Source organism: Shimazuella sp. NTD248, assembly GCF_059510395.1.
On the sequence record NZ_JCAJZT010000005.1, the window covers coordinates 265,842 to 292,769 of the forward strand.

General features: G+C 39.6%; 25 protein-coding genes. 10 read left to right on the forward strand and 15 right to left on the reverse strand.

Translation table 11 applies throughout. From position 1 onward, the window contains the following. From carB to AC5WOE_RS13565, 5 genes are all read right to left on the reverse strand, one after another. Positions 1-3,222 (reverse strand): carbamoyl-phosphate synthase large subunit, encoded by a 3,222-nt coding sequence (gene carB / locus AC5WOE_RS13545; protein WP_496049103.1) that lies wholly within the window; start codon positions 3,220-3,222, stop codon positions 1-3. A gap of 2 nt (positions 3,223-3,224) precedes the next feature. After that, positions 3,225-4,292, reverse strand: a complete 1,068-nt coding sequence (locus AC5WOE_RS13550; protein WP_496049104.1) for a carbamoyl phosphate synthase small subunit — start codon at positions 4,290-4,292, stop codon at positions 3,225-3,227. Positions 4,293-4,324: 32 nt separating this feature from the next. Beyond that, positions 4,325-5,602 (reverse strand): dihydroorotase, encoded by a 1,278-nt coding sequence (gene pyrC / locus AC5WOE_RS13555; protein WP_496049105.1) that lies wholly within the window; start codon positions 5,600-5,602, stop codon positions 4,325-4,327. Between the two features lie 121 nt (positions 5,603-5,723). After that, positions 5,724-6,260: a bifunctional pyr operon transcriptional regulator/uracil phosphoribosyltransferase PyrR gene (gene pyrR, locus AC5WOE_RS13560; RefSeq protein WP_496049106.1), complete on the reverse strand. Its 537-nt coding sequence runs from the start codon at positions 6,258-6,260 to the stop codon at positions 5,724-5,726. A 241-nt stretch (positions 6,261-6,501) separates the two neighbouring features. After that, positions 6,502-7,257, reverse strand: coding sequence for a MerR family transcriptional regulator (locus AC5WOE_RS13565; RefSeq protein ID WP_496049107.1), 756 nt, complete (start codon positions 7,255-7,257; stop codon positions 6,502-6,504). A 430-nt stretch (positions 7,258-7,687) separates the two neighbouring features. On the opposite strand from AC5WOE_RS13565, the gene AC5WOE_RS13570 reads away from it, so the two are divergent. After that, a complete protein-coding gene (locus AC5WOE_RS13570; RefSeq protein ID WP_496049108.1) occupies positions 7,688-8,335 on the forward strand; it encodes a hypothetical protein in 648 nt (215 codons plus the stop codon). Between the two features lie 94 nt (positions 8,336-8,429). Here AC5WOE_RS13570 and AC5WOE_RS13575 read toward each other — a convergent pair whose 3' ends face one another. Continuing rightward, positions 8,430-10,613: a YhgE/Pip family protein gene (locus tag AC5WOE_RS13575; RefSeq protein WP_496049109.1), complete on the reverse strand. Its 2,184-nt coding sequence runs from the start codon at positions 10,611-10,613 to the stop codon at positions 8,430-8,432. Between the two features lie 183 nt (positions 10,614-10,796). Here AC5WOE_RS13575 and AC5WOE_RS13580 point away from each other — a divergent pair, with 183 nt between their 5' ends. After that, positions 10,797-11,699 (forward strand): LysR family transcriptional regulator, encoded by a 903-nt coding sequence (locus AC5WOE_RS13580; protein ID WP_496049110.1) that lies wholly within the window; start codon positions 10,797-10,799, stop codon positions 11,697-11,699. Between the two features lie 48 nt (positions 11,700-11,747). Here the strand turns inward: AC5WOE_RS13580 and AC5WOE_RS13585 are convergent, their stop codons facing one another. Continuing rightward, complete coding sequence (locus AC5WOE_RS13585; protein WP_496052796.1) at positions 11,748-12,290, reverse strand: hypothetical protein; 543 nt, start codon at positions 12,288-12,290, stop codon at positions 11,748-11,750. Between AC5WOE_RS13585 and AC5WOE_RS13590 the strand changes: the two genes are divergently transcribed. Further along, the gene (locus AC5WOE_RS13590; protein ID WP_496049112.1) at positions 12,283-13,119 is read left to right on the forward strand and encodes an SDR family oxidoreductase; all 837 of its coding nucleotides are present in this window, start codon (positions 12,283-12,285) and stop codon (positions 13,117-13,119) included. The two genes, AC5WOE_RS13585 and AC5WOE_RS13590, sit on opposite strands and share 8 nt — an antisense overlap. 37 nt (positions 13,120-13,156) lie before the next feature. Here the strand turns inward: AC5WOE_RS13590 and csaA are convergent, their stop codons facing one another. After that, the gene (gene csaA / locus AC5WOE_RS13595; RefSeq protein ID WP_496049113.1) at positions 13,157-13,486 is read right to left on the reverse strand and encodes a chaperone CsaA; all 330 of its coding nucleotides are present in this window, start codon (positions 13,484-13,486) and stop codon (positions 13,157-13,159) included. Between the two features lie 195 nt (positions 13,487-13,681). Between csaA and AC5WOE_RS13600 the strand changes: the two genes are divergently transcribed. Beyond that, on the forward strand, positions 13,682-14,785 hold the full coding sequence (locus AC5WOE_RS13600) for a KamA family radical SAM protein (RefSeq protein WP_496049114.1): 1,104 nt from the start codon (positions 13,682-13,684) through the stop codon (positions 14,783-14,785). Between the two features lie 353 nt (positions 14,786-15,138). Here the strand turns inward: AC5WOE_RS13600 and AC5WOE_RS13605 are convergent, their stop codons facing one another. After that, entirely contained in the window at positions 15,139-15,453 is a 315-nt protein-coding gene (locus AC5WOE_RS13605) for an ArsR/SmtB family transcription factor (protein WP_496049115.1), read from the reverse strand. 219 nt (positions 15,454-15,672) lie between these two features. Between AC5WOE_RS13605 and AC5WOE_RS13610 the strand changes: the two genes are divergently transcribed. The 3 genes from AC5WOE_RS13610 to AC5WOE_RS13620 all read left to right on the forward strand — a co-directional run bounded on the left by AC5WOE_RS13610 (position 15,673) and on the right by AC5WOE_RS13620 (position 19,065). Then, on the forward strand, positions 15,673-16,866 hold the full coding sequence (locus tag AC5WOE_RS13610) for an MFS transporter (protein ID WP_496049116.1): 1,194 nt from the start codon (positions 15,673-15,675) through the stop codon (positions 16,864-16,866). A gap of 76 nt (positions 16,867-16,942) precedes the next feature. Beyond that, positions 16,943-17,731 (forward strand): SDR family NAD(P)-dependent oxidoreductase, encoded by a 789-nt coding sequence (locus AC5WOE_RS13615; protein ID WP_496049117.1) that lies wholly within the window; start codon positions 16,943-16,945, stop codon positions 17,729-17,731. 41 nt (positions 17,732-17,772) lie between these two features. After that, entirely contained in the window at positions 17,773-19,065 is a 1,293-nt protein-coding gene (locus AC5WOE_RS13620; protein WP_496049118.1) for an SGNH/GDSL hydrolase family protein, read from the forward strand. Between the two features lie 41 nt (positions 19,066-19,106). On the opposite strand, the gene AC5WOE_RS13625 is transcribed toward AC5WOE_RS13620, so the two are convergent. The 4 genes from AC5WOE_RS13625 to AC5WOE_RS13640 form a co-directional block, all read right to left on the reverse strand. Next, complete coding sequence (locus tag AC5WOE_RS13625) at positions 19,107-19,574, reverse strand: DinB family protein (RefSeq protein WP_496052797.1); 468 nt, start codon at positions 19,572-19,574, stop codon at positions 19,107-19,109. 283 nt (positions 19,575-19,857) lie between these two features. Continuing rightward, positions 19,858-20,448, reverse strand: a complete 591-nt coding sequence (locus tag AC5WOE_RS13630) for a hypothetical protein (RefSeq protein ID WP_496052798.1) — start codon at positions 20,446-20,448, stop codon at positions 19,858-19,860. 433 nt (positions 20,449-20,881) lie between these two features. Continuing rightward, entirely contained in the window at positions 20,882-21,193 is a 312-nt protein-coding gene (locus AC5WOE_RS13635) for a hypothetical protein (protein WP_496049121.1), read from the reverse strand. After that, complete coding sequence (locus AC5WOE_RS13640; RefSeq protein ID WP_496052799.1) at positions 21,190-21,444, reverse strand: hypothetical protein; 255 nt, start codon at positions 21,442-21,444, stop codon at positions 21,190-21,192. Before AC5WOE_RS13640 ends, AC5WOE_RS13635 begins: the two co-directional genes overlap by 4 nt. A gap of 490 nt (positions 21,445-21,934) precedes the next feature. On the opposite strand from AC5WOE_RS13640, the gene AC5WOE_RS13645 reads away from it, so the two are divergent. Continuing rightward, the gene (locus tag AC5WOE_RS13645) at positions 21,935-22,450 is read left to right on the forward strand and encodes a S4 domain-containing protein (RefSeq protein ID WP_496052800.1); all 516 of its coding nucleotides are present in this window, start codon (positions 21,935-21,937) and stop codon (positions 22,448-22,450) included. A 166-nt stretch (positions 22,451-22,616) separates the two neighbouring features. On the opposite strand, the gene AC5WOE_RS13650 is transcribed toward AC5WOE_RS13645, so the two are convergent. Beyond that, positions 22,617-23,417 carry an ABC transporter permease gene (locus tag AC5WOE_RS13650; protein WP_496052801.1) on the reverse strand — a complete coding sequence of 267 codons (801 nt, stop codon included), beginning with the start codon at positions 23,415-23,417 and terminating at the stop codon, positions 22,617-22,619. Positions 23,418-23,763: 346 nt separating this feature from the next. Here AC5WOE_RS13650 and AC5WOE_RS13655 point away from each other — a divergent pair, with 346 nt between their 5' ends. Beyond that, positions 23,764-25,110 (forward strand): tetratricopeptide repeat protein, encoded by a 1,347-nt coding sequence (locus tag AC5WOE_RS13655; RefSeq protein ID WP_496052802.1) that lies wholly within the window; start codon positions 23,764-23,766, stop codon positions 25,108-25,110. A 113-nt stretch (positions 25,111-25,223) separates the two neighbouring features. Here AC5WOE_RS13655 and AC5WOE_RS13660 read toward each other — a convergent pair whose 3' ends face one another. Continuing rightward, on the reverse strand, positions 25,224-25,574 hold the full coding sequence (locus AC5WOE_RS13660; RefSeq protein ID WP_496052803.1) for a catalase-related domain-containing protein: 351 nt from the start codon (positions 25,572-25,574) through the stop codon (positions 25,224-25,226). 425 nt (positions 25,575-25,999) lie between these two features. On the opposite strand from AC5WOE_RS13660, the gene AC5WOE_RS13665 reads away from it, so the two are divergent. Next, a complete protein-coding gene (locus AC5WOE_RS13665) occupies positions 26,000-26,821 on the forward strand; it encodes an HAD family hydrolase (RefSeq protein ID WP_496052804.1) in 822 nt (273 codons plus the stop codon). The last annotated feature ends 107 nt before the right edge of the window (positions 26,822-26,928 follow it).

A 26,928-nucleotide genomic window follows, 5' to 3' on the forward strand; every position in this document is an offset into this window, starting at 1 on the left:
CTACACCATTACCGTTTGTTTTCTGGCAACCTTTGCTTCCTCGCCAATCGGCAGAGCAGACAGGTGAATGGTTTCCATCGTTGTCAGTAATGCTTCCACGGTATCAAGAGAGGTGAGACATGCTACCCCGTGCTCTACTGCTTCACGGCGGATAAGGAACCCATCTCTTTCAGGGGTTTTGCCACGCGTCCAAGTGTTTACGACTAAATCTGCTTCTCCTTTGCGTATCATGTCAAGAATATGAGGAGAACCATCTTTTAGTTTGTTTACTCTTTGGACAGGAATACCAGCTTTCTCCAGCACATCTGCTGTTCCAGCGGTAGAAACAACCCGATATCCTAGTTGGATAAAGCGTTCCATCAGCGGAATTATTTCTTCTTTCTCTTTATTTCCGATCGTTGCCACAACTGTACCAAATCGAGGCAAGGAAATTCCCGCTGCGATCAAACCTTTGTAGACCGCTCTTGCATAATCGCGATCTCGACCCATCACTTCTCCAGTCGATTTCATTTCAGGGCCAAGCATAATATCTACACGGCGTAATTTGGCAAAGGAGAACACAGGAACTTTTACTGCTACTTCAGGAGTTTCCGGCCATAATCCTCCTGTATAACCTTGATCTGCTAGGCTTTCACCGAGCATAATTCTGGTAGCTACTTGTGCCATTGGAATGCCTGTGACTTTACTTAAAAATGGCACTGTTCGAGATGCTCGTGGATTCACTTCTAAGACATACAACTGTTCTTTGAACAGCACAAATTGGATATTGATAAGTCCTTTGGTGTTGAGTGCTTTTGCAATACTTGTCGTAATCTCCACTAAGCGTTGTTTTTGCTCGTTAGTAATCGATTGCGGCGGGTAGACTGCGATGGAGTCACCAGAGTGTACACCAGCCCGTTCAATGTGTTCCATGACCCCAGGAATCACGACTTGCTCTCCATCGCAGATCGCATCTACTTCTAATTCTTTTCCTAGAAGGTATCTGTCAATCAATACTGGATGCTCCGGGTTAACTTTTACTGCTTCTACCATATAATCGCGAAGTTCAGCTTCGTTGTAGACAATTTGCATCGCACGTCCACCGAGGACATAGGATGGGCGGACTAACACTGGATATCCCAAGTCCGTGGCAGTTTGGACTGCTGCCTCAATCGAAGTCACTGCTGATCCTGGCGGTTGAGCGATATTTTCATCGCTGAGCAGTTTCTCAAATTTTTTCCGATCTTCTGCTCGATCAATCTCTTCTAGTGAAGTACCGAGGATTGGAATCCCTTCTTCACGTAAATCTCTTGCTAAGTTTAAAGCTGTTTGACCACCGAACTGCACGATCACGCCGATCGGATTTTCTCGTTCGATCACATTCATCACATCTTCTTTGAAGAGCGGTTCAAAGTAGAGGCGGTCAGATGTGTTGAAGTCAGTAGATACGGTCTCTGGATTGTTGTTGATGATAACTGCTTCATAGCCGGCTTCGCGAATGGCCCAAATCGCATGTACAGTGGCATAATCAAACTCTACCCCTTGACCGATGCGGATCGGACCGGAACCGAGGACGAGAACCGTTTTCTTATCACCTTTTTCCACTTCATCTTCTTGCTCATAAGTCGAGTAGTAGTAAGGAGTAGAAGCAGAGAACTCAGCTGCACAAGTATCTACGATTTTATAAACTGGGGTAATTCCAAGCTCTTTGCGCTTTTTAGCAATGGCTTTTCCTTTGTTTCCTGTAAGTCTTGCAATCGTTCGATCCGTAAAGCCCAATCGCTTTGCAGTCAAGAGTAAGTCTGCTGTCAATTCGCTTGTTTCACTTAGATGAAGCTCTAACTTGATGATTCGCTCCAGTTTGACTAGAAAGAAACGATCGATTTTTGTGAGTTGGTGAGCATCTTCTACTGTGTAACCGCGACGGAACCATTCCCCAAGTAAGAAGAGACGCTCATCATCTACTCGTACCAATCTATGTTCCAATTCCTCGCGAGTCATCTCAGCCGTTTCCGTTAAGTAGAGGTAGTCTGCACCGATCTCCAGAGAGCGAACAGCTTTGAGCAGGGATTCTTCTAACGTACGTCCTATCGCCATGACTTCCCCAGTCGCTTTCATCTGTGTGCCAAGACGTCGGTTAGCGGAAGAAAATTTATCAAAAGGCCAACGTGGAATTTTGCTAACCACATAGTCTAAGGCTGGTTCGAAGCAAGCGTAGGTCTGTCCTGTCACTGGATTGATCAGTTCATCTAAAGTGTATCCCATAGCGATTTTGGCGGCGATTCGGGCGATTGGATAGCCAGTCGCTTTAGAAGCTAATGCGCTTGAGCGGCTAACCCGTGGATTTACTTCGATCACATAGTATTGGAAACTGTCTGGGTCTAGTGCGAATTGAACGTTACATCCGCCGCGAATGTCTAAAGCACGAATCATTTTTAGCGCGGAGGAGCGCAGCATATGGTATTCTTTGTCAGACAAAGTTTGGCTTGGAGCGAAAACAATACTGTCTCCTGTGTGCACACCAACTGGATCGAAGTTTTCCATGTTACAAACGACGATCGCATTATCATTGGCATCTCGCATTACTTCGTATTCAATTTCTTTAAAACCAGCGATACTCTGTTCGATGAGACACTGGGTGATTGGGCTTAAACGAAGGCCATTCTCCACGATTTCGCGCAATTCTTCTTCGTTGTTTACGATACCGCCACCGGTTCCACCCAAAGTGTAAGCCGGGCGGACGATAACCGGATAACCATTATTGTTGGCAAATGCAACAGCTGCATCAGCGGTGTGTACAATTTCGCTGGAAGGAACGGGTTCATTTAACTCGTGCATCAAAGCACGGAACTGGTCACGGTCTTCGGCACAAGTAATCGCACGCAGTTCTGTTCCAAGCAAGCGAACGCCTTCTCGTTCTAAGACACCTGCCTCTGCTAGTTTTACTGCAAGGTTTAACCCAGTTTGACCTCCAAGGGTAGGAAGTAAGCCATCAGGTCGCTCTTTGCGAATGATTTGCGTGAGGAAATCGACCGTTAACGGTTCGATATAAACTTTATCTGCCATATTGGTATCGGTCATAATCGTTGCAGGATTACTGTTGACGAGAATAACTTCCATACCTTCTTCTTTTAATGCTTGACAAGCCTGTGTACCAGCATAGTCAAATTCAGCTGCCTGCCCAATTACGATAGGTCCAGATCCAATTACGAGGATTTTCTTAAGTGATGTATCTTTTGGCATGATTATTTCCCCTCCATCATTGTCATAAACCGATCAAACAAGTAACCATTATCCAGTGGTCCTGGAGCTGATTCTGGATGATACTGTACCGAGAAAGCAGGAAATTTCTTGTGTTCGACACCTTCAATTGTTCCATCATTTAACGCAACATGACTAACTTTTAGAGCTGTATTTTTCAGCGTTTCTTCGCGAACCACATAACCGTGATTTTGCGCTGTGAGGTATGAGCGTCCAGTTGCTAACTCTTTTACTGGATGATTGCCCCCGCGATGACCAAACTTTAATTTCTCCGTATCTGCTCCACAAGCCAGTGACAAGAGTTGGTGTCCGAGGCAGATGCCAAAGATCGGAACTTTGCCGAGTAAACCTTGAATCGCTTGGACAGATTCTGGAACATCTTTTGGATCTCCAGGTCCGTTGGAAAGCATCACACCATCTGGTTGATATTTCAAAATCTCTTCCGCAGTTGTGTTATAAGGAACCACTACTACTTCACAATTGCGTTCCATTAATTCACGATGAATGTTGTGCTTTGCTCCATAATCTACTAAAACCACACGTTTCCCATTGTTAGGAGAAATTTGTACGCTCTTCGTGCTCACTTGTGCTACTTGGTCTGTACGCAGAGAAGCATCTTGCAGGCGAGATAAAAGAACTTCAACAGGCTCCTCACTTGTCGTAATCATGCCTTTCATCGTCCCATGAATTCGAATCTTTCTCGTCAACATCCGTGTATCGAGATCCGAAATCCCGACGATATGATGCATGGCGAGCCACTCGTCAATCGGCATCTCATTTCTCCAGTTGCTTGCATACTCTGCATGCTCTCGAACGATTAAACCTTGGCAGTGAGGTTGTAAAGCTTCGTTGTCCTCACGGTTAAACCCATAGTTTCCGATGAGCGGATACGTCATTGTGATTAATTCCCCACAGTAAGATGGGTCTGTGACAATCTCTTGGTACCCAGTCATACTTGTATTAAATACGACTTCTCCAATGGATTCTCCAGTTGCTCCGAATGATTTACCTGTAAATACTGTACCGTCTATGAGAAGTAATCGTGCTTTCATCCTGTTCACCCTCCGCTTATGCAATCTGTTTTTTAAGCCGACCAAACTACTTTACCATCAACAATTGTCAGCGTTGGCCAACCTTGCGTTTTCCATCCGACAAAAGGTGTATTTCTCCCTTTGGACAAGAAGGTTTTTGGATCAATTTCCTGTTCTTGTTCCAAATCAATCACCGTAATATCGGCAAGCTGTCCTGCTTCCAGCTTTCCATACGGTAAGTTAAACCGTTCTGCTGGTTTCGTACTCATTAACTCCACCAACTGACGCAGCGTAAATTTCCCTGTTTTTACTAAGTTGGTATAGAGAAGAGGAAATGCTGTTTCCAAACCTACGATTCCAAATGGAGCAAGTTCTATTCCGGCTGCTTTTTCTTCCTCACTATGCGGCGCATGATCGGTTGCAATAAAATCGATCGTGCCATCTTGCAATGCTGCAATCAATGCCTCTCTATCTTCTTTCGCACGAAGAGGCGGATTCATCTTCCAGTTCGCATCCACATCTGGAATATCGTCTTCACAGAGCAGCAAGTGGTGTGGGGTAACTTCTGCTGTTACCTTTTGACCTCGAGATTTAGCTTCTCTGACTAATCGCACGGATTCTTTTGCACTGATATGACAGACATGATAGTGCACACTAGTGTCTTCTGCTAGTAAAATATCACGTCCGATATGGATGGATTCGGATAGACTTGGCATCCCTGTCAAGCCGTGTTTTGCGGCAAATTTCCCTTCGTGAACTACTCCACCTTTGACTAGGGTGTCATCTTCACAGTGGGCAACAATAGGTAATCCGAGCTTTTTCGCTTTTCGCATTGCTTCGCGCATCATTTGGCTGCTTTGAACTCCTACTCCATCATCGGAGAGTGCGAAAATACCTGCTTCCAGTAATGCTTCAAAATCAGTATGCTCAGCTCCAAGCTGGCGAGTGGTGATTGCGCCAATCGGTAATACTCTCGCTTTGCCTGCTGTTTTTGCTTTGGCGAGGATTTCTTTGACTACTTCTACTGTATCGATAACCGGGCGTGTATTTGGCATACATGCAATCGTTGTAAAACCACCACGAACGGCTGCATTTGCTCCTGTTTCAATCGTTTCTTTATGGGTATATCCGGGTTCCCGCAGATGAACATGCAAATCAACAAATCCTGGAGCAACAAATTTCCCAGCTAAGTCGATTACTGTAGCTTCCTTATCTACTATGTTTTCCCCAATTTGCTCAATCTGATTTTCATGGATCAAGATGTCTCGAGTAACCAACTCATCTCCTGCCGTTCCCAAAATACGTCCGTTTTTCAATAGTATTTTAGCCATCTGTTCTCCCCCTACTGATTTGGTCAAAAAAAGTCTCTTTGCCTGCATGACAAAGAGACTTTTGGTACCTTCAAAAGTTTGCCTTTGTCAGCCTCACAGGACCGCCTTTAAAAGGAATTATTTACTTATTTTGCTTAATGGAAACTTCATCGGTTTGACGATCTGCTTCCATGAGGGAAACTTGAACGATCTCTCGCTTGGAAGTAGGAACGTTTTTTCCTACAAAATCTGGTCGAATCGGCAGTTCACGGTGTCCGCGGTCTACGAGTACAGCAAGTTGGATCATCTCTGGTCTTCCCAGATCAATCAACGCATCCATCGCAGCTCGAATCGTCCGACCAGTGTAAAGCACATCATCAACCAGCACAACCTTTTTCCCTGCAATGACAGGAACATTGGTTTCACGCAATTGAGGTTCATCGTTTTTCTCAGTCAGGTCATCTCGATATAACGTGATATCTAGTTCCCCAATCGGTACTTTTTGCCCCTCAATTTGCCAGATGCGCTCATGCAAACGCCTTGCCAAAAAAACCCCACGTGTTTTGATTCCCACTAGCACTGTGTTCTTTACCCCTTTGTTGCGCTCAATAATTTCATGCGCAATACGGGTAAGTGCTCGGCGAACAGCCGCTTCATCCAAAATTAATTTTGTGGACAATGGAATGCTCCTTTGTGGATAATAAAAAAACTTCTTGCCCACACTGAACAAGAAGTACGTCATAGTACTATCTCCGCATCCTTGCCAGCCTCACAGGACTGTATTAAAGGTTCCTTTTTAAACTAGGAGTATTATCCCTCATCTATGTTACTTTTGTCAAATGGAATAAAATCTAAATCATAAAGTCTTACTATTGTGATATCTGTTTTTAAATACATCACTTCACTTTAACTTCAATTTATCATCTATTACCTTGAATATAAGCCTCTGCTGAAACATAGAGAAAATAAGCAAGTCCTGTTTGCTGTTCCTCCAACATCGTCCGGTGGAAATCATCTTCTAAAAAGAATCTCGTCTGTTCTACAAACTGAGCATCATCGGATAACAAATTTTGGGCTTTTAAATAAGCGACATGTTCTCCAATTGTCTCTAGCAATTGTACGTCATTAAACTTCGTACCTTTTTGTAATGCTACGATCATCTTGTTTGTAAAACGAACCGCTTCCCCTGCCTTTTCGTTGAGATCGTCTACCTTTATTTCTTTTTGTTCATCTAATAGCGAATACCCATATTTGTCTTGTAAATACTGATCTTGTTCTTTGAGTGCCTCTCTCCAATCTTCCTCATTGCGAAATCCTTTAAATAAATCTTGTTTCTCCATGGTTACTCCCCTTTTCTCAAAGTCTATCGATTTACTTATCGTGTCTAATAACTGGTCTAACCGATTTCTACGCGTTAGTAATAATTGTTTTTGCTCTGCTAATACTTTTTGCCGATTGGCTTCATGATCCAATAATCGTTTAATCTCCAATAACGGAAAATCTAACTCTCGATAAAACAAAATCTCCTGCAATCGTTCCAGTTCCGTCATGCTGTACAAACGATAAGCCGCCTCGGTTATTTTTGCTGGTAAAAGCAATCCAATCTTGTGGTAATGATGTAGTGTCTTCACCGTTATATGCGACATTTCTGCCATTTCCTTTACTGTAAAATACATCTCACCTCTCCTTTCTCTTTGAGCTTAATGTCTCCTCTTACAGGAGAGTCAACACATTTTTAACAAAAAAAAGACCCATTCTAAAGTACTTGATTTGCTCTCATTTCTTAGTATTTAAAATTTTTTGTCGTAATTTTCAAACTCACCTCGAAACATAACAAATATCCTTACAAAAGTGTAAGTTTTTCTTTAGCTTTATCAATAGGAGAAGAGATAAGTACTTGATATTGTGAAAGCAAGGAAAACAACTTGAGGTGATAATGATGGTAAGAAAAAAATTGATGAACAGCGCCATTATTTATGTATTATTGATTGGATATTATGCTTTGTATGGTTATTTATTTTAGCGGGATTTAAACTTTGGATTAGCAGTAGAAATGGGTGTTTTCTTAATTCCAATCCTATTTTTTTTCGGGTTACCTGTATCCTTGTGTTCGACACAATCACAAAGAAGATACAGAATAATGTAAAAATCATTTCTGCTTTACTACATTTTTTGTTTATTGGTGTGATTTCTACTTTGTTATTAAGACCAATTGCAGATGCTTCAGGACCAAACCTTTATTGTCCTATACTTGCAGCTGTAGTGTTCTTTTGGTTACTCAATCATTTTTTCATCAACATTTCGAAAGAAAATTACTCTATTTCAAGTAAATACTCTTCATTAAAGAGGAAATTATTAGTTGGATCTATTCTTTACTGGTTTATTATTTGCTCGCTTGTAATCTTTACAGGTTCAGATGAGTTAGGTTTAGGAATGTTCTTTTGGAATCTTTACCTTATTCCATTAATCTTTTTCATCAGTATCCCAGTTTCTTTATTCATAGAATTTCTTGTAAAAAAAGTACAAAACAAATATTGGGGAATTATTTCTATACTTGTTCAAGTCATTGTCTTTACTATCCTTAGTTATGTCATTACTATGTTGTACGAATTTGGTCAGTGGAAACTGTACACTATGGCAAAGACAGACTTTTTATATTGGCTAGCTGGAATTTGCTTATTCTTAGTAATCGATATCATCCTTATGTTCATCAAAAAAGAGTACAAAATCAAAGAAACCAAACATGTATCATAAAAGTACAGTCTTCTAAAACAGCTTCATTTCTTTACCAAATAGCCCGCCTAACCTTAGGCGAGCTATTTTAAACTTCAGAATTGATGTCTACATTTTATGCATGTACCAAATTCGCCATAGCTTTTCTTCTTTTAGGACGTTTAAAGAAAAAGTAACCTATCGTCAATACTAGAAAGATAACGAAAAAAATCAAGAGATGGTTTACATCAGTTTGTAAGTCCCCAAAGTTACCGCTGGAAATTACATCTCGGAATCCACGAATGCTATATGTCATTGGCAGCCAGGGATTGAGTGCTTTTGCCCAGCTAGGAAGCAGCTCAAATGGAAATGTCCCTGCGCTGGAAGCCAATTGGAAAATCATGACTAGTAAGATGAGAAAGCGTCCAACTTGGTCAAACAAGGTTACCATTGCCTGACAGAAAAACATAAACGTGAAGGCTACTAGTGTCGTATAACCATAGAACAGCGGGATGTTTTGAACCTCTATATCAAGGAAGTATATCAATATGGTACATGCAATAAGAGACTGCCCCAAGCTCATCAATGCAAAGGTCAATGTCTTACTCACAAATAACTTCCAACCAGCTGCATCTTTCCTCGTCGTAGAGGTCCGAGCAGAAAAGACAGTCGTGAATACGAGTGAACCAGCAAATAAAGCGAGCGATATAAAATACGGCGCAATCCCGTACCCATATAGACTAATATGACGATCGTCATTTGCTTTGATTGATACAGGTGTGGAAAATAGCTTGATGGTTTTGTCATCTGCTTTTATATGACTTGTTTGATCAGCTGCATCATTTAACTTCGCAGCAAGTTCTCCTGAGCCATCACTTAACTTTCCAGCTCCAACTTCTAATTTCTTTGTGCCTGTTGCTAGCTGCTGGCTGCCTGAGACTAGGGTGCCACTTCCCGAGGATAGCTGGCCAAGTCCATCATGCAATTTTCCTGCTCCTGCTTGTAATTGTTTCGAACCTTCCGCTAATTGCTGACTTCCTGATACTACACCTGTAAACTTTGTATTGTATTGGTGAAGACCATCTTCTAATTGTTGTTGACCGGTTTGGAGCTTCTTTGCTCCTTGTAACAACTGATTACTTCCTTGACTCAATTGCTGACTTCCAGATAATAATTGCTCTTGAGCAGAAGTGAGCGATTTACTGCCTGCTAATAATTTGGATTGCCCCTCACTCAATTGATTGGCTCCTGAGGACACCTGAATACTCGCAGCTAATAACTTTTGAAAGTTAGGGTCTAAAGCAAGCTCCGGATGAGTGATTTGCATTTGCTGCAACCCAGTAGATACTTGCGATGCACCATTCGCTAAATCTTTACTTGACGAACTGGAAGCAGACAAACCTGCTTCTAACTGTTGGCTCCCTTTTAATGAAGACTGAAGTCCTGCCGTAAGGCGATCTGTTCCTTGTTTTGAGGCTTGGATTCCATTTGCTAGACTAGCAGTACCTGTTTTAGCTTCTTTAGCCCCTGTCTCCAGTTGTTTTCCTGCTGCTGCAAGCTTTTTTGTTCCACTCGCTAAGTCGTTAGCACCTTTGTTAATATCTCCCGTACCTTGTACCAATCCGGTAGAACCATCGGATAGTTTTTTGGTACTTTCTTGAATTTTGACTGCACCAGTAGATAACTTCGCTAAGTTGGTAGATACTTTTGTTAATCCATCATCTAACTGGCCGGCACCTTTTTGAATATTTGTTGCACCTTTTCCTGCTGTTTGCAGACCATCGGAAAGCTTGGTAAACTGCCCGAAAACACTTCTGGTATAAGCTTGTGTTAAATTATCAGACAGCCCGGTACGCAGCTCTTTGGTCGCATTTTCACTTATTTGCCCTGCTATAAAATTGTAATAACTATTGGATTCATACTGGATCTCTGCCTGATGGGGATCATCTGTGTTTAAGGACGCTGCATTTTTGGAAAAATTACTTGGAATCGTGATCATCGCATAATAGCGATTATCAGCCATTCCTTGTTTTGCTTCATCTTGACTGACAAATTTCCAAGCGAATTTCGGATTCTCTTCTAATTTATCCATAAATTCTTTTCCAACGTTTAACTGTTTCCCATTGTAGGCAGCACCTTTATCCAAATTGACAACTGCTACCGGTAAGTTCTCCAGTTTTCCATATGGGTCCCATGTCCCTTTGATTAAAAAACCACTATATAAAATGGGAACACAAGCGACAGCTATAAAGGTAATAATGAGCATGGGTTTTTTTACAAAATGTTTAAGATCATCTTTAAATACTTGAAACAATTTCATATTCGTACACTCCCAAAAGTATCTCTATAAAAATGGAATATTTCATTTTTTGTTTCTGATAAATCATTGCTATGATAAAGGAAATCAAAATTACATTTGCTTCTATATTAACGAAGTAATATATTAAGGTAAATTTAATGATAATAAGGTTATCTTAAATATAAGTAAAGGATGAGGAGAAAGATGCACTTAGAACAATTGGAATGCATCATTGAAGTAGCCAAAACAGGCTCGCTTACCAATGCTGCACAAAACTTGCATATCACCTTATCGGCAGTAAGCCAATCGATCTCTAATTTAGAAGCAGAGCTTGGTTTAACACTATTCACCCGATCCCGTCAAGGAACCGTACCTACTGTGGAGGGGGAAGCAATCATTAAAAAATCATTTGAAATCATTAGCAAAGTACAAGAATTGAAGGATCAAGCGTCTGACTTCTCCAATACGCAGAGTGGTCAATTGCATCTTGCTACGATTCCAGGTCCACTTTCCCTTTATCTAGACACCTTGATTCAATTTAAGACTGCTTATCCTCAAATAAAAATGGAGATTAGCGAAAAAGGAACACAAGAAATCATTGATGACATTCGAAATAACAAAGTTGATCTTGGGCTGATCATTTTATTTGAACACCTCATACAAAAAAATACCCGCCTGACATATGGACGATTGTTAAAAGGACGCATGGTTGTCTGTGTCAGTCGTAAATCCCCTCTCGCTCTCTTGCGTACCATCACTCCGCAAGAGTTACTGGCACAATCCTTTGTTTTCTTTAACGATGACTATATCAAGTGGTATATGGAGCAATTTCAGCAAAAATATGGACAAGCAAATATCATGTTTACGACAAATAACCAAGATGCGATTTTCCGTGCCCTGCAAGAAGAAAACATTGTCACAATTGGTTTGGACTTTTCCTTTTCCAAACTACCTCAAGTGGTAAAAGGAGACCTTGTAATTATTGAACTGGATATCCCACACCCTGAGTCTGTTCACCTTGGTTGGGTTCGAGCTGAAGAAACCCGATTCTCCAAAGCGGAAACGATTTTTATTCAAAAATTGAGTTATGAGCTGCAAAAGAAATAAATAAAAATTCCCTAAGCTATGTAGTGTGCGAAGGGAATCTTTTCATACTTAGTTATTTGTTCTTTTTCTCAAACCGAGCAAACCTAAAAATCCAATCAGCCCAACTAGTCCTAACCAGCCATAGCTTGGAGCATTACGATTAGTCATTGTTGTCGATGTACGAGTGAAAGTGGTACCGCGACGCTGTATATTATTGGTGTTATTCATGTTATTGGGACTGTATTGATCGTTATTATTTGGGTTGGTAATATTGCTTGTATTGTATGGAGTATTACGCTTATTGATGTCGTTTGTATTGTAACGATTATTTAAACTGTCTCTGTTGTTATGGTTTGGTACGTTATTGGTGTTGTTAGGCCGCGCATTTCGACTGTTATTATCATCACCAATAGTAGCAGCATGAGCTGGAGTAAGATAGGCAAGCGAAAAACTTAGTAATAATACGGATATCAAACATACCAATTGCTTTCTCATTCTTTGTTCTCCTTTGACTTTTGAATAGATGCTTATCAAGATATAGGATGAACGAAAGAAAAAAATATATCCGTATGTCACTTTCCAAAAAATAGAAAGGAAGAATAGGATGGACAAACCTGTCGTCCTTATCACCGGAGCTTCTAGTGGTTTTGGATTACTTGCCAGCATCTCTTTTATAGCAAAAGGATATTATGTCATTGCCGCGATGAGAAACTTGAAAAAAGGTCAAGTTTTAAAAGATCGTATTTTAGCGGAACATCAAAACAAGTTGGAACTTGTCCAATTAGATGTGACCAATCATGAAGAGATAAGAAGAACAGCCAGGGATATTATCCAGCGTGTCGGTAAAATAGATGTCTTGGTAAACAATGCAGGTTATGCAGAAGCAGGTTTTTGCGAAGATGTAACCATTGAGAGATATCGCCAGCAATTCGAAACAAACTTTTTTGGATTAGTCGCCATAACACAAAGCATTTTGCCTCATATGCGTGAGCGCAAAGAAGGGAAGATTATCAATATCAGTAGTATCAGTGGGAAATTTGGTTTTCCAGCACTGAGTCCCTATGCAGCATCCAAACATGCCGTAGAGGGATTTAGTGAATCACTCCGACTGGAGATGCTTCCATTTGGCGTGTATGTATCTTTAATCGAACCCGGCTCCTATCAGACAGCGATTTGGTCAAAAGGTGTATCCACTGTTCATAACAACGAAAACTCTGCCTATCAAACGAGTATGGACAACATGATGAACCAAATGAAAAAAACTGCTGACCAAGCTGGAAATCCGCAAGAAGTAGCAGATTTAATTGTCCGTGTTGCTTCATCCAATCGTCCCAAATTAAGATACCCCATCGGAAAAGGTATCCAATCAACCCTGTTACTCAAAAAGCTCTTCCCTTGGGAATGGCTGGAGAAACAAATCATAAAACGAAGCGAAATTTAAAAGCAGTTCAGCGAAGCTGCTTTTTTTATGTGAAAATTTATAAAACAGCAGTACCATTCTCGACTGTCTCATCAGGTTTTAACAGAACGACATCACTTGGTCCTGGAACTCCCCCAAGTACCAAAACTTCGGATTTAAAGCCAGCAATTCGCATAGGGGGAAAATTAACAACTGCCACTACTTGTCTGCCAATAAGTTGCTCAGGAACATATCGGTTGGTAATCTGAGCGGAAGAATATTTTATTCCCATTTCACCAAAATCAATTTTTAATTTGATTGCTGGTTTTCGCGCCTCTAGAAAAGGTTCTGCATATATTACTGTCCCAATTCGCATATCTAGTTTCTGAAAATCATCGATACTTGCCAATTTGTGCACCTCTCCTAACAGGTAGATTGATTTTTATATCTTTCATTCTATCCTTCTTGATTTTGTCCTGATCATAGCATGTTTAAGCCACAAATCTTATTTAATGCAAAATATAAATAAAATTATATATTAATTAAATAAACAAAAAAATATATACTTACTATTAGAAATAATTAGAGGAGTGGAGGGTTCCTTTTGCGCTATATAACGGATATTCGCAGCCTAGAAAGGATTCCTGAGGAGAAACGGAAAATATTAAGCACGATTACAGATGAATTTGTCTTTCGTGTAAACGATTATTATCTTTCGCTCATCGATTGGGATGACCCAGATGATCCAATTTACAAACTGATCATTCCGCAAGAAGCAGAACTTGATGAATATGGAAGCTGGGATGCTTCAGATGAACATTTGAATTATACTGTTGCCGGTTGCCAGCACAAGTATGGAACTACAGCATTATTACTAGTATCGGAAGTATGTGGTGCCTATTGCCGCTTTTGTTTTCGTAAGCGATTGTTTCGAAACGATGTTTCAGAGACTTTCTTAGATGTAAGCAAAGGGTTAGATTATATCCGCAGTAATGAAAATATCAATAATGTATTGCTGACTGGCGGCGACTCTCTCATCCTCTCTACGCGAAAAATCGAACAGATTCTCCACTCACTCCGCCAAATCCCTCATGTAAAAATTATTCGTTTTGGTACAAAACTGCCGGCATTTCATCCGAAGCGAATTTATGAAGATGAAGAACTACTAAAGGTATTGGAAAAATACAGTACACTAGAGAATCGTCTCTATATCATGGCGCATTATAACCATCCAAGAGAATTGACTGTGGAAGCTTATAAAGCCATTGAAGCCTTACAAAAAGCAAAGGTTACAGTCGTTAATCAGACACCAGTATTAAAAGGAATCAATGACAATCCTGCTGTACTCACGGAATTATTGGATAAACTCTCTTGGGCTGGTGTCACTCCTTATTATTTTTTTCAAAACCGTCCAGTGAAAGGGAATGCAAGCTTTGTCTTAACCCTAAAAGAAGCTTATGAGATCATCGAAAATGCCAAAGCAAAAACATCGGGACTCGGAAAACGAGTTCGATATGTTATGAGTCACTCCTCTGGCAAAATAGAAATCCTTGCCGTAAATGATGGTAAAATCTATTTAAAATACCATCAAGCTCGTAATCCTCATTTTTATGGACATTTTATGGTATTGGAATGTCCCGATGATGCTGCTTGGTTTGATGATTTGCCAGGCAGTCAGGAGATATTAGAGAAGCAAAAGTTAGATTAGAAGAACTTTGGGATAGAAAATTGCCCATTCTTTATGTTTTGTTTTAGAAATAGAATATTCAATTTGTTTCCATATCAAGTCACTCCTCGTTTCTTTAACAAAAGCGACTTCTTCACTTTATAAACTTGTCCTCTATCATAATCCATAAAACGAAGGAGAATAACAAACATCCACCTGCTGAAAATGATCTTGAAGATAAAAAAGCTCTATTTGATGCGAAAACTTGACCGGATGGGACGGCGTTCTACGCAAAGTTTGAACCATGCAATGAAACCTGCTAACGAATTCTGCTAGATCGTAAATAAGGGTTAATCCAACTGATGGATTAACCCTTATTTTTCTTAATTAGAAACTTAATCAATCATTTCTAAGTTCACTTGTAAAACAGCTTGGAGCATTCCTGGAAAAAGTTCCTCAAGATCATCATATCGCAATGAGTAGAAATGTTGTGTTCCTTCAATCCTTACTTGTGCCACACCTGCCTCTCGAAGAACTTTGAGATGGTGAGTTAATGTTGATTTGGGCATCAAATCATGGTAGATCGCACAATTTTCCTCTCCATCTTTCCCTAAGCTCATTACAATCTGTAATCTCCTCGGATCGCTCAAAGCATGTAAAACAGAAGATAAACGAATATCATTTTTATTTGGTTGAAATGGTTTTCTCATAAGAAAAGAATAACATATCAATCAATAAAATTCAAATTACTAATGTACCAAATAATTAGTACTTTAAAAAATATATTGACTCTACCTCTTCTGCGTGTTACTATTCGTTTGTACTAGAAAATTAGTACATTGATTAATTAGTATCACATAGATTTCAACTGTATCTATCAATTGTGTTATCAACTTTTTATCACATCTAAGAAGGGGAGTATTTAAAAAATGAGTACTCAGACACGGTACCAATCACTCATTGTTTTTATTCTTGCATTTGGAGTTTTTGGCATTATCAATACCGAAATGGGAGTCATCGGGATATTACCTCAGATTGCGGAACATTTCCACATTAGCGCATCCCAAACTGGATTACTTGTCAGTCTTTTCGCACTAGCAGTTGCCATTACGGGGCCGATCATGCCTCTATTATTTTCAGGAATAAACCGAAAAACTTCTATGCTGTTAGTGATAGGTCTTTTCGTCCTTACCAACGTCATTTCCGTCTATGCAAGCAATTTCCCTCTGCTTTTAATCGCTAGAATCATCCCTGCATTTCTTCATCCCGTATACTTCTCTGTCGCTTTTGTTGCAGCAGCTAATACGGTTAGTGAAGATCAACTCACGAAAGCAAATGCCAAAATATTTATGGGTGTTACTGCCGGGATGGTTATTGGAACACCCATTGCAACCCTGATCGCGAATTCCATCTCTCTGGATGCTTCTCTCTGGTTCTTTGCCATTGTGAATGCCATTGCTTTTATAGCTATTTTGCTTTTCATTCCATCCATGCCAGTAAAAGAAAGACTTTCATATGGATCACAACTGAGCATTTTAAAGAAATCATTGGTATGGTTAAGCATTTTAACCGTTATTAGCATCAATTCTGCCATGTATGCCGTTTATAGTTATTTTGCGGAGTATTTGGATCAAGTAACACATATGTCGGGCAAACAGATCAGTCTGATGCTAGTATTATTTGGTCTAACCGGGATCATCGGGAACATTGTCGCAGGTAGATTCCTTCAGAAAAAAGCAATGCCTACCGCATTGGTATATCCGTTTATTTTTACCGTAATTTATTTGCTGGTGTATGGGCTGGCAGATTTTTCTGGTCTCATGATGTTCCTAATCGCCATCTGGGGTGTTCTCTTTACTTTAGGGCTCAACATCTCCCAATACTGGATCACATCTGCTGCACCGGAAGCACCTGAATTTTCGAATGGTTTATTTGTAGCCTTTGCCAACTTAGGGATTACCATCGGAACTTCTGTTGGAGGATTGTTTATTTCCAATATGGGAACTCATTACGTAGTGTGGGCTGGCATCTTATTCCTTGCACTCAGTCTTATCCTAATCGCAGTGCGGACTTTGGCCTACAGCCCCAAAAAAGCAAGCTATCAACCGAAACAAATATCCTAATACCTTTGAAGTCAAACACCAGCCTTGTTCACAGGCAAGAAGTAGAAATTTATTTCAAAAAGTAAGGGGTAATCACATGGATTTACAACTCACTGATAGAGTAGTGGTGATCACTGGAGCTAGTTCGGGAATTGGTTTGGCAGCGACCCATTTATTTTTAGAACAAGGTGCTAAAGTAGTAGGGGCAAGTCGGAGTATTGATGCTATGGAGCATATTTCAACGGATAAGCTTATTGCCGTATCCGCTGATTTAAGTATACGAGCAGGGGCCGAATCTGTTATTCAAACTGCTGTAGATAGGTTTGGTAGAATCGATATTTTGATAAATAATGTAGGGATTGCTCCTATTCGCAATGGATTTCTCTCCATTGAAGATGAAGAATGGGAAGATGTTCTTCACACCAACTTTATGAGTATGGTTCGCGTCACTCGCGCTGCCCTGCCCTATATGATTCAGCAGCAAAAAGGTTCGATCGTCAGTATTTCTTCTGAAGTAGGGCAGCTTCCAGATGCCATGCTCCCAGATTACAGTGTATCCAAAGCTGCAATGTTGAGCCTTTCTAAATCCATTGCTCAAGAATTTGGACCAAAAGGAATTCGCTCCAATGTCGTATCTCCAGGACCTACCAGAACTCCATTATGGGATCGCCCAGGTGGTTTCGCAGATGGTCTTGCTGCCACATTTGATATGGATAAAGAAGCTGCAATTGAACATTTCGCTAAAAATATTAGAGCCTTACCTCTTGGGCGATTAGGAACTGCGGAAGAAGCAGCTGCTATTATTGCCTTTGTCGCCTCCGATCAAGCTTCCTTTGTCACTGGATCAGAGTACATGGTAAATGGCGGTTCCTTAAAACAACTATAATCGAGACCAATTTAAATCAATAGAAAAAAGGAGCAAAAAAAATGAAAAGATATAAATCCCTTATTATTGGTATTTTTGTTGCAGCGCTTTTTGCCTTTCCTTTTATTCAACCCACCGTTTTTGCAAATTTTTATAAAGATAGTCATGCACTCACCAATGTGCAAAAGATAAATAAAAACTGGGTAACAACTTGGAATGCTAGTCCGGAGCCAACTTGGGGAGCTGATTTTCCTTTACCTACAAAATTACCTGCGAAAATCTCAAACCAAACAATACGTCAAATCGCCAAAATTAGCGTCGGAGGAAATCAAATACGTATTTCTTTTTCCAATGAATATGGAAAAGAACCATTAACCATCGGAGAAGCGCATGTTGCCTTAACGGATAAAGGATCAAATATTGTGAAAAATACAGATCAAAAAATAAAATTTGGCGGGAAAACATCAGTTGTCATTCCAGCAGGATCATCTATCGTCAGTGATACCATAGCTTTAAAAGTTGATCCATCGTCCATAGTAAGTATAAGTTTGTATTTACCAAAAACAACGATCCCAACAACATTCCACTGGGATGCACGTCAAACCACCTATATCGCAAATGGAAATGTTACATCAGCAACGAGTATCACACCTAATTCTACTACCGATGCAAGTATGTATGTAACAGGTATATCGGTACATTCTCCTAAAAACAACGGTACTGTTGTAGCAATAGGAGATTCGATCACAGATGGCGATGGAGCAACCGTAGATGCAGATACCCGTTGGACCAATTTCCTTGCTGATCGTCTTATCTCACAAAATGTTTCGGTAATCAATGCAGGAATCTCCGGAAACCGTTTGTTAAAAGACGGCATGGGAGAAAGTGTGTTATCACGTTTCCATCGAGATGTACTAAGCAAACCAAATGTAAAATCGGTAATTGTGCTGATCGGCATTAATGATATCAGCTGGCCGGGTACCGGTTTTGCTCCTGCCGAAAAAAGACCGACATTTGATGAATTGGTTGCAGGATACCGCCAACTTATCAGACAAGCTCATGCTCATCATATCAAAGTCATTGGTGTAACTCTGACTCCATTTGAAGGAGCACTATCGGGAACAGAGCTAGATAATTATTATAGCAAAGACAAAGATGAACTTCGCCAAAAAGTGAACAAATGGATTCGCAGTGGTGAATTTGATAGCGTAGTGGATCTGGATGCTATCCTGAAAGATCCCGAGCATCCAGCAAGATTATTACCAGAGTATGATTCAGGAGACCACCTCCATCCAGGAGATGCTGGAAACAAAAAGATTGCAGATTCTATTAATTTAAACAGCCTTTTAAAGTAAATAGATATACAAAGGAGGCTGATGTTAAACACTAGCCTCCTTTAACTATAGTGTTTTTTAAAACCAGGGAATATTTGCTCTAAGTGATGTTTCATATGCTGTAGGTAATCATATATCAACCATTCGAGTGTTACCTGATCGCCGTTGGGCAATATACATGTACGAGAGAACATTTCTTTTGGCATGTTAGATATCACACGAACAATTGAGCGATTTAAACTTATCCATAATGTCAGCACCTCATCTAAAGATGCATTTCTATAGTGTTGTGCAAAAACCCATTCATCTTGATTATATGGAGCGACTACCATCGGCTCTGGATGATACTGAATTTGAATAAAACGAGACAGGTTATTTATCGCTGAGTCACACAAATGACCGATAATTTCAAGGCGCGACCACTTTCCCGGAGAGAGTGCTTTGATAATTTCCCCTTCTGATAATAGTTTTAGTTTTTCAGGAACTAATTCCAGTAATTCTTCTAACTGCTCAAGAACATGTAAGTTCAATGAAATCTCCCCTTTGTTCTTATTTCGTATCTTGATTTTTAGCTTTATTTCTACTTATATATCCTAATTTTAATCCATTTTATGAGGTTGTTGTATAAAAACTACTCCAAATGGGAAAGGAAGCGAGGGAGAGATGGACAACATTTCACTAGAGCGGCTGGATCAAGAACGAGGAAAACCAATATATTCCATGAGAATTCTTGACAGAAATCTCTGCTTCTTATAAAATATTGTGGACGGTGATCAGGTCGCGTGCGACGTGACCGATCCCCCGTCTAATGTGTTATAAACCTACAAATACACGGAGAGCCTGCCAAAGCAAAGCCGCGTATTCATAGGGGATTGATAAGATCGCATCGACTGGAAACAGTGGTGTGATCTTATTTATTGTTTGGGTAGAACCGTTTTCGACAGCTTTACTGAAAATCACCGAAAACGTCGTTAGTCCAACCCAATCTAACACTATTTTCCACCATTTACCGGAGTTCGCTTTTTCTAAAGCATCCTCAGCTTTGATGGCCCGGTTTTCCCACTCATTTTTTGCAGCTTGCTGCTTTTGGAGCTCGTCTCTTGTTTCAGCGAGTTCCTGTGCAGTCAATTGAGATTGAGTCTCGGCCTTAATTGCCCAATTTTCCATCTCATTGGTTTCTGCTTGCTGCTTTTGGAGCTCGACTTTGGTTGCGGCGAGTTCCTGTGAAATCAATTGAAATTGAGCCTCGGCAGTAATTGCCCGATTTTTCATCTCATTCAACTCCGTGAGCAGTGAGTCGATTTTAGCATCTTTCACCTCGATCGTCTCTACCGGGTATGTGTTTAATCCCTCTACTTCTTGACATGACTGTTGGTCCACAACAACTTTCGTTTGTTTTTCCATTCATTATTTCCCCCTTTTATTAAGGGAGATCAGTCACGTCGCACGCGGCCAGATGCTATGCATTGGCCTACCGTCCACAGTGTCTACTTGAGGTAGACGAAAAGCTAAAGGTAAAACAAAGTAATGTGCAGGGAATGACGAAAGCCCTCTACCTGCGTTGTTATCGCTAATCCTGCCAAAAGCAGCTGTTTTTACGATAACGCAATCGAGCAAACATGCAGCTCAACTCAGCCGAGAACATCATGTTCGATCAGGCGAGAAGTACATATTTCCATCAGATCAAAACAGACATACTTTCATCTAACCATAATTTGATAATATTTTCAATATTAGCTATAATAAGTCGTTTATCATCTTAGATAGATTCAATGACATAGACTCATTGAAGAACAATACAAAAAAGAGAAATCCGTAAGAACGGATATCTCCCTATTTAAAAAATATCAAAACTGCGTCCATGTATATAGGTCATCCCTTTTCCCATCTGCACTACTTCCGCATCTAAGAGTACCAACTCGAATTTCTGACCTGCCTCACTTGTAATCATCAGCTTACTTACATTTCTCGTTGGAATGGAAGGTTTCTGATAAGCTTTCTCTTCAAAGGTGTATTCAATCCGATATTCTTCCTCTGATAGGGACACTTTGGAACCACTGTGAAATCGCCATTGTGGCAGACATTGAAGCGAATCCACAAACGCTCTCACCTTTTCCCGGCAACCTTCTACTTGCAATCGTAATGTCATTTGATTCTCCCCTTATCTAACGCTTGTAACCGCCTGATTTCCATCCGAATCAAGGCGTGAATCCATCTTTCGTGGTGATCGAACCCTACTGAAAATAGAAATTTCACGATATATCCCTTACCTGTCTGCTTCAGTTCATCTATGATTTTTTGCTTATGCTGATGCATGAGGTCAGCCGTGTAGCCATATTTGTCCGCTATTTCCTGTAAGGCATTCGTAACTTCGATGGGTACAGTCTTATTTTCGATCATCCAATCTAAGTTCATGGGTTTATTATAGATTGAATATTCCTGTTATTATTCGCATTAGATGAATTTAACTTTCCCTTTAAAACCGTTCACTTGTATTCAGATTAACTCTCCTAAATGAAAGAATCGCAAAGGTAGAGAATTCAAAATTTCAAAGTATAAATTAAAACAAACGATGGTAGCCATAGTAAGATTGAAAAGTAGAGATTAATAGGGTATTATCAATACTGGAGATAGTTGAGAGGAGCATTCATACTTATGCCAGTTTACTTGTAATGGTTTATCAATTAAATAGCATACAATCCTTTTTTCACCAATTTCGATCACGGGATTAGTCTGCCTATTTTTAACCATTACAAGGAACGCAGGAATAAGTTGTTATAAACAAATCATGCGGAGAACCTTAGGGTTATTCCGCATTTTTTTATTTAAAAGTCGACATCTCCTTTTGCGACATGGTCTTGCGTTCCTTTTACCTACGAGGTGAAGGAAAATGTCGATCCATCTCTATCATTGGAGCTTTGATCAAATAGTTGAAGAAGCAACTGCACGATACTGCCCCCAATGCGGACGAAAGGTGCCATTCGTTGATTCTATGAAACGGAGGCATAATGCGAATGGAAAAGATATCTATCAATTTGCGATTTATAAATGCCCCAATGATCATACTTGGAACAAGAAACTAGACATCTACAAGGCAAAACCTATTTTATCAACCGAAGATGTGGAATTGGAATTTGAAAATGAGGTAATGAAAGATCCAATCGAATCTATCCAAGAAATACTCCAGCAAGGCGTACAAACCATACAAATTTCCATTCAGTCTATGGATAAACCAATAAGATTGGATCTAGTTCTTTCTACTAGAATACAAGATTTGAGTCGTACTCAGATTCAAAAATGGATTAAACAGGGGAAAGTTCAAGTGAATTCTCAAATAGTATCACCCAAATATTTAGTTCGTGCACAAGATCAGATCCATTTTCAGCTTGGAAAGATTTTGCTTTGATTCTAAAAACCGAACAAACATCCCTCTCCACTATAAGTGGTTTGGGATGTTTTTGCTTTATCAGGAATAAATCTTAAAACGTTCAACATTACTTACCCATTTCTAGCTATCTTAGGTGTCCAATCTAATGCGTATGGAATGGTGTGGTACAATCCAATTACATCTCCTAATAGCTTCCTAAATTTCCATTCCTTCTTGCTCGTTTTTCCAGCCTATAAAATAAAATCAATCCTATTACTAAATAAACAAAACTATTTACCATCAACCATCCAAAAGATGAACTCATTACTACATCTTCAAACGGCAATTTGAGAAGAATCATATTTTTCAAGTTGATGCTCCCCCAAGTAATCGGTAAACATTTTGAAAACACATCCAGCGCAGTTGGCAGCGTTTGTTGAGAAAGAGTTATACCAGTGAAAAATAGAAAAATATAATTCAAAACTATGGTTATTGCTCCTATCCGTTTTAAAACAAGAGACAATCCTGCGAGGAGAAAGGCAAATCCATAAATACCTATCATCGTAAAGAGGACAATGATAATAAATGCAAACCATGAAATCGGAAGACGAAACATCTCCCAAGGATGAATAGATGTAAAAAGCGAAATAAACGTAAATGTCATGGCTGCTAACACGGTTCCCCCAATCGCGTCAAATAAAAATGTCCCTATTGCTCTTCCGAAAAGCATTTTGACTAAAGATGTACGAGTTAGATAGATCTGTTCCAGAGTGCCCAATCGCATTTCTTCTTGTAGGATAAAACTAAAGACAGCAACTGCACTAATCCCGATGTAAAGCCCGCACATTGCTTTCATTAACGTCGTTTTACCTGATCCATTTGGTCCCAGCAAAGCAACAATCTTTCCTTTTTGTATTTCCAAAGAAACATGTTTTACTGCTTCTACCGTTTGTCGTTTGGATTGATAGGTTTTGCTGACATTCTCTATTCGAATCGCTACATCCATCTAGTGTGATCCTTTCTTTTCCCTTAAAATAACTGGAAGTAGTCCAAATAATTTTTCATCACTGGACAGACATCTTTTGTACTCATGCCTTCCGTATTTAATTTCGCTTCCCAATCGTCTAGTTCTTGATTATAGATGCAATTTTTGCATAATTCCCTCTATCTCCCAATTTAACTTCCTACTTAAAAACAAATCTCATCCTTTCATCTCGTCTCAAGGTATTTATGACATTTACGATTAACGAAACCCCTAATTTCAAAATAGAAATTGAAATCAAAATATTATGTCGGATAAATTCACTTTATGGCATAATTGGTCAAATAGTATAATAGAGGGAGTGCTAGGTTTGGAAACATATAATCCAGATAACCCACTAGTTCGGTATGTGCTTCGTAAAGTGAGAAAAGAAAAGGGACTTCGTTTGAAGGATTTAGAAGATTACCATATTTCATCTGGGTCGATCAGTAATTTGGAAAGAGGAGAGGTAAAGACTAGAGACGGAACGTTTGAGTATTTGTTGAAAAAGCTTGGGATAACACAAAAGAAATTGAATGAAGTTGTAGAGCAAGAGAAAGAATCCATTGAGGAGCTGCGATTTACTTTTGACTGTGTGGAATCACTACTTGAGCAAGGATTGAATGAAGTTGCAATGAAACAACTAACTATAATTGAGTTAGTCGATTTTCATCCTTTGACCCCTGAACTTTGTTATTTGAAAGGCTTATATTATAGACAATCTCAGAATTGGAAATTTGCTGAGAAATTTTGCAATAAAGGAATCCAAATCTGTAGCCAATATAGAATTGAACCTTCAGATAATATAATCTCAGCATGTTATAATCAATTGAGCATCTGTAGTTTTAACCAGAATAACTTCACTGGAGCTCTTGAATATGTAAAGTCAGGTTTAGAATCTTATGATACTTCACTAGCTCGAAAAGATATCAAGTACTCACTACTTAGTAACAAAGTGCTCTACTTGATGAAAACTTCCCAAACAAACTATGCCTCTCAAATTTTGGATGACCTATGGAACTCAATCGCAAAGATCAAACGGAAAAAAATAGTACTTAATTTACACAAATTCCGATCCATGATTTTGCGAAGTTGGGGGATGTACACGGAGGCAATCACAATTTGTGAAGAAGCTATTCAATTTGCGATCATAAATGAGTTTCCAGATAGACTCTTCGATCTCTTAAATGTAATGGGAAGTATCTTCATAAAACAAAATAAATATCATAAAGCATTGAAACGATTTGAAATGGTCTTATTAATGGATCAGGAATTTGATTTTCCACGTGTACATGCTGATACTCACACATATTTAGGAATTTTATATTCCAAACAAAAAGATTGGTCGAAAGCAGAAAAACATTCTAAAAAAGCTATTGAGATCAGCCGAGAAATTACAAATGATTTCAGATTAGCTAAAGCTTTAATCGTACAAGGTGATATACAGAGCAAACAAATGAAATGGGAGAAATCTATTCCTTTCTACCAGGAATCTATTGAGATAACTAGAAAACATGGTTTTATTAATCGAAAATATACTGCTTTATCTAGGTTATCACGTTGCTATGATGTTTTGAATAAACATGATGAGCTGGTACAATGTATGAAACAAATGCTTGAAATTCAAAATGAATTGGAAATCAAAAGTGAAGAGGATGAGATTTATGATTTTTTCTGATCAATTTATGATGGCACCCGGCGATGAAACTGATAACTGATTTTTTTGTGAATCTGTCAATATAAATACAGCATGACAGCAAAAAGAGAATAAAATTTAGTCTTGAAAGATTATCATAATGGGGAATGATGACGATACAGTTGAATAATGAAAATATCACTATAAAAAGAGGTCTTCCCGAAAATATGAGAAAACCTCTTTTTTGTTTTATTTATAAACTCAACAAGGGGGGAACAGTCCTTATCTTGCACTAATTCTTTCTCTTCCTCTCTATTCGACTTGAAATCCGTTCTCCTAATTGGACAGAAGCATGATGGCATGACAATGTCTCGTATTTCAGGAGAGATTCCAGCAAGATCATTAGCTAGATTCTTTACCAAGTGTTCTTGTTCTGTCTCTGAAAGCGAATCATAGTATTGACCAGCCTGGGTAAAATCATCTTGTTTTGGTATAGCACAACGCACGATGCGGCCTTTTAGATGTCGTCCGCAGCCGCTTGTCACAAGGTCGGCTGGTGACCAATTTTTTTGATGATTGATAGGGATAGCACGAAAATTTGAGCCTATTCTCCGACGCTGAGAAAATGGTGCTACTAGTCAAACTCTGTCCTCTCATTTCAAATTAATTTATGTGAGAATAAGAAAGTTCCAGAAATGATGAAACCAGTGTCTCTGATAAAGCACCAAAGAACACTGATTCATTATTAACTATCAAATAGACATAGGTAAATTCACTTTGTTCCATAGATCGTTTCTAAACTAGCAATGCAACAAACAGAACCGTCCCCTTGTCGCATAAAATGGATAGATCCTTTCCTTTTGCAATTTTCATGCTTATTCGATAGAATTACATAGACAGAATCCTCTTATCCTTAAGGAGCAAAATGTCTTTGTCAGAAAAGTTCGGTCAGTATGTCAATCCATCAGGGAAAACCTTGCAAAAGAAACTAGAAGGCGTAGAGGCGTTCCTATTCGATATGGATGGTCCACTTTGTCACCTCTTCGGATCACGTCCAGCTTACGAACAGGCTCATAAACTGAAACAAACCCTTTGGCTCATGAAGCTCTTGCCAGAAAAGGCTATTCTTGAAGATGATCCTTTTGAGGTAATTCGGTCTATTGATCGGCCGAGTCCGGAACCATATTGTCGAGACCTCGCTCTCTGGGAAGAAAAACTAACTTATTTGGAAATTGCGGCTGCTTTGGTAGCTCCGCCTACCCCATTTACTGATCAATTGCTTCCCGTTCTCAAGAAGAACAACAAGTCGATGGCAATTGTGACCAATAACAGGACAATAGCGGCAAACCATGTTGTTAGAGTAAATGGGTGGCAGGAGTTTTTTGGAGACGCTGTATTTGGTCGCAGTAGTTCTGATTTTCGCGATCTTAAGCCCAACCCAAAATGTCTCATAGACGCAATGCGATTCCTGAAGCGAGAACCAGCAGAATGCTTGATGATTGGCGATTCTCCCACTGATTATCAAGCAGCAGAAGCAGCGGGAGTTCGCTTTCTTGGACATGCAAATACCTTTGCGAAAGCGAAAAAACTCTATGATGCAGGGGCCGAAATCGTTATTCAAGATTATGCCCCTTGGCTACATTTGTACCTGGGTTTCGTCGAAAATGATTTTTGGTCTGTTAGCCTAGGTAGCAGGCGTGAATATGGTCAGTCCACACCGAAGTGTCCAGATCCCGACGGATGTCCTGAATGAGATGCTCAGGAGCATTCTGTACAAAGACAGATAAGTAATCCCTTAACGGGAACACACGACCGGCTGATACCCTTGCTATCAGCCGGTCAGTACATTTTAAATGCAAC

What these genes read in the sequence shown, in the direction of transcription:
- carB (WP_496049103.1), bottom strand. Translation starts at nt 3,222, where the DNA reads ATGCCAAAAGATACATCACTTAAGAAAATCCTCGTAATTGGATCTGGA.
- AC5WOE_RS13550 (WP_496049104.1), bottom strand. Translation starts at nt 4,292, where the DNA reads ATGAAAGCACGATTACTTCTCATAGACGGTACAGTATTTACAGGTAAA.
- pyrC (WP_496049105.1), bottom strand. Translation starts at nt 5,602, where the DNA reads ATGGCTAAAATACTATTGAAAAACGGACGTATTTTGGGAACGGCAGGA.
- AC5WOE_RS13565 (WP_496049107.1), bottom strand. Translation starts at nt 7,257, where the DNA reads ATGTATTTTACAGTAAAGGAAATGGCAGAAATGTCGCATATAACGGTG.
- AC5WOE_RS13575 (WP_496049109.1), bottom strand. Translation starts at nt 10,613, where the DNA reads ATGAAATTGTTTCAAGTATTTAAAGATGATCTTAAACATTTTGTAAAA.
- AC5WOE_RS13580 (WP_496049110.1), top strand. Translation starts at nt 10,797, where the DNA reads ATGCACTTAGAACAATTGGAATGCATCATTGAAGTAGCCAAAACAGGC.
- AC5WOE_RS13590 (WP_496049112.1), top strand. Translation starts at nt 12,283, where the DNA reads ATGGACAAACCTGTCGTCCTTATCACCGGAGCTTCTAGTGGTTTTGGA.
- AC5WOE_RS13605 (WP_496049115.1), bottom strand. Translation starts at nt 15,453, where the DNA reads ATGAGAAAACCATTTCAACCAAATAAAAATGATATTCGTTTATCTTCT.
- AC5WOE_RS13610 (WP_496049116.1), top strand. Translation starts at nt 15,673, where the DNA reads ATGAGTACTCAGACACGGTACCAATCACTCATTGTTTTTATTCTTGCA.
- AC5WOE_RS13615 (WP_496049117.1), top strand. Translation starts at nt 16,943, where the DNA reads ATGGATTTACAACTCACTGATAGAGTAGTGGTGATCACTGGAGCTAGT.
- AC5WOE_RS13620 (WP_496049118.1), top strand. Translation starts at nt 17,773, where the DNA reads ATGAAAAGATATAAATCCCTTATTATTGGTATTTTTGTTGCAGCGCTT.
- AC5WOE_RS13630 (WP_496052798.1), bottom strand. Translation starts at nt 20,448, where the DNA reads ATGGAAAAACAAACGAAAGTTGTTGTGGACCAACAGTCATGTCAAGAA.
- AC5WOE_RS13635 (WP_496049121.1), bottom strand. Translation starts at nt 21,193, where the DNA reads ATGACATTACGATTGCAAGTAGAAGGTTGCCGGGAAAAGGTGAGAGCG.
- AC5WOE_RS13640 (WP_496052799.1), bottom strand. Translation starts at nt 21,444, where the DNA reads ATGATCGAAAATAAGACTGTACCCATCGAAGTTACGAATGCCTTACAG.
- AC5WOE_RS13645 (WP_496052800.1), top strand. Translation starts at nt 21,935, where the DNA reads ATGTCGATCCATCTCTATCATTGGAGCTTTGATCAAATAGTTGAAGAA.
- AC5WOE_RS13650 (WP_496052801.1), bottom strand. Translation starts at nt 23,417, where the DNA reads ATGGATGTAGCGATTCGAATAGAGAATGTCAGCAAAACCTATCAATCC.